The sequence below is a fragment of the Streptomyces sp. WAC06614 genome, from assembly GCF_003949795.1.
In the GTDB taxonomy this organism is placed as follows: Bacteria; Actinomycetota; Actinomycetes; order Streptomycetales; family Streptomycetaceae; genus Streptomyces.
In genome coordinates this window covers 1-2,124 of sequence record NZ_RPRY01000595.1, presented here as the reverse complement: position 1 = coordinate 2,124, position 2,124 = coordinate 1, and the positions used below count along the sequence as shown (strand labels likewise).

The 2,124-nt window shown below is 75.3% G+C and carries 2 protein-coding genes; one reads left to right on the top strand and one right to left on the bottom strand.

What is annotated here, in order from left to right:
• Positions 1–140 precede the first annotated feature (140 nt).
• Positions 141–1,430 (bottom strand): MFS transporter, encoded by a 1,290-nt coding sequence (locus EF918_RS35070; RefSeq protein WP_125652895.1) that lies wholly within the window; start codon positions 1,428–1,430, stop codon positions 141–143.
• A gap of 178 nt (positions 1,431–1,608) precedes the next feature.
• On the opposite strand from EF918_RS35070, the gene EF918_RS35065 reads away from it, so the two are divergent.
• Positions 1,609–2,124 (top strand): BadF/BadG/BcrA/BcrD ATPase family protein (locus tag EF918_RS35065; RefSeq protein ID WP_369009107.1); only part of this gene is annotated, 516 nt, incomplete at its 3' end.

Here is a 2,124-nt window from a genome sequence, read left to right as displayed (position 1 = left end):
GGGGTGGTGCGGGGGGTGGGTTCGGAGATCATGGGCACACCCTCACCGCCCGACGGCGGCGATGATCACCGGAACGCGCGTAGACCGCCCCGGAACCACTCCATCTCGTGGTGGCCGCCCGGAGGTTGACGGGCGGTCGATCAGGCCGCCGGGGCGGCCGCCGCCTCCTTGGCCGCGCGGCGGCGCCGGGCGTCCTCGTCGGTGCGGGCGTCGTACGTGATGAGCTTCGGCAGGAGGACCGCCAGCAGGGCCACCGACCCCACACAGGCCAGACCGCCGCTCCAGAAGGCGCTGCGGGTGCCGGTCCAGCCGGCCACGGCGCCCGCGCGGAGCTGGCCGAGCTGGGGGCCCACGCTGTACGAGAGCACCTCGATGCCGGCGAGCCGGCCGCGCAGTTCCTCGGGGATGGTCTGGTTCCAGATGGTGGCGCGGCCCAGACCGCTGAGCATGTCACCGGCGCCCGCCACGGCCAGGCACACCAGCACGACCCAGATGTTGCCGAACCAGCCGGCCGCGGCGACGGCCAGGCCCCAGGACGCGGCGCCGAACACCACCAGCAGGCCGTGCCGGTGGACCCGGGAGGCCCATCCGCTGGTCAGGCCCAGCAGCAGCGAACCGACCGAGCCGGCCGCGTACATCAGCCCGATCGCCCAGGTGGCGTCCAGTTCGTCCGCCAGGAACGGGAAGATCGTGTTGGGGAAGGCGAAGAACATGGCCGCCAGGTCGACGGCGTAGGTGCCGAGCAGCACCGGCCGGCTCCACGCGTACCGCGCGCCCTCCAGGATGCCGCCCAGCGAGGGCCGCTCCGCGTCGTGCGAGGGCGGGGCGGGGCTGAGCCGGGAGCAGAGCAGCACCGAGAGGGCGAATCCGGTCACGGTGACGGCGTAGGCCGCGGCGTGGCCGGCGTAGGCGACGGTCAGGCCGGCCAGGGAGGGGCCGGCGATGGCGCCGATCTGGTAGCGCAGGGCGTTGAGCGCGGCGGCGGCGGTCAGCTGGTCGTGCGGGACGATCCGGGCCATGTACGAGTCGAGCGCGGGCCGCTGGAGTCCGGTCAGGCCCGAGACCCCCGCGGCGACCACGTAGAGCGGCCACAGCAGGGGCTGCGGCAGCAGGGCGTTGACCAGCAGGACGAGCGCGAGCAGGCCGAGACCGGCCTCGGTGAGCAGGATCAGCTTGCGGCGGTCGACGGCGTCGGCGAGGGCTCCGCCGTAGAGGCCGAGGACGACGAGCGGGACCAGTTCGACGGCGCCCATGGCACCCACGGCGAGCGGGGAGTCGGTCAGCTCCTTGATCTGGAGCGGCAGGGCGATCAGCGCCATGAAACTGCCGAAGAAGGTGACCACCCCCTGGAAGAACAGCAGCCGGAAGTCCCGGCTGGAACGCCACGGGGCGAGGTCGGGAAGTACGGCGGCGAATCGGGACGTTGTCACGACGGACGATCGTCCGTGACCGGGCTCCGGACCGGCAACCCGTTTTCCCTGCCCTCCCCCGACGCGTCCTGCCCCGGGCTCCGGGCCCCGGGGCGGCGCCCCCGTGTCGGGGGGAGCGGGGGTCCGGGTACGGCGGCACACTGAGGGGACGCGCCGTCCCGTGTCAGGAGGAGCCCGGGTGGACCGCTCCGGTCGAACGAGCACTGTCGCCCCCCGTGCCGTCGGCGGTGACCGGGTGGTCGGCGTGGACGTCGGCGGCACCGGGATCCGTACGGCCCTGGCCCGGCTCGACGTCCAGGGGCGGCCCCGGGTCGTGGCCCAGGTCCAGCGGCCCGTCCCCACCCGTACCGGCCCCCGGGGCATCGACGCCGCGGCTCTGCTGGAGACGCTGCTGCCGGCGCTGGACGTGCTGCTGCGGCGCGGCGGGGCCCGTTCGGTGGAGGCGCTCGCGGTCGGGGCGACGGGGATGGCCTCGCTCGGCGAGGACCTCGCCGAGCGGCTGCCGGGACCGCTCGCCGAGCGGATCGGGGCCCGCCACCTGGTGCTGGCCGCCGACGCGGTGGCCGCGTACGCGGGGGCGCTCGGGGCGCGGCCGGGGGTGGTGGTCGCGGCGGGCACCGGGATGATCGCGCTGGGCACCGACATGACGACCGGGTGGCGCCGCGCCGACGGCTGGGGGCATCTGCTCGGGGAC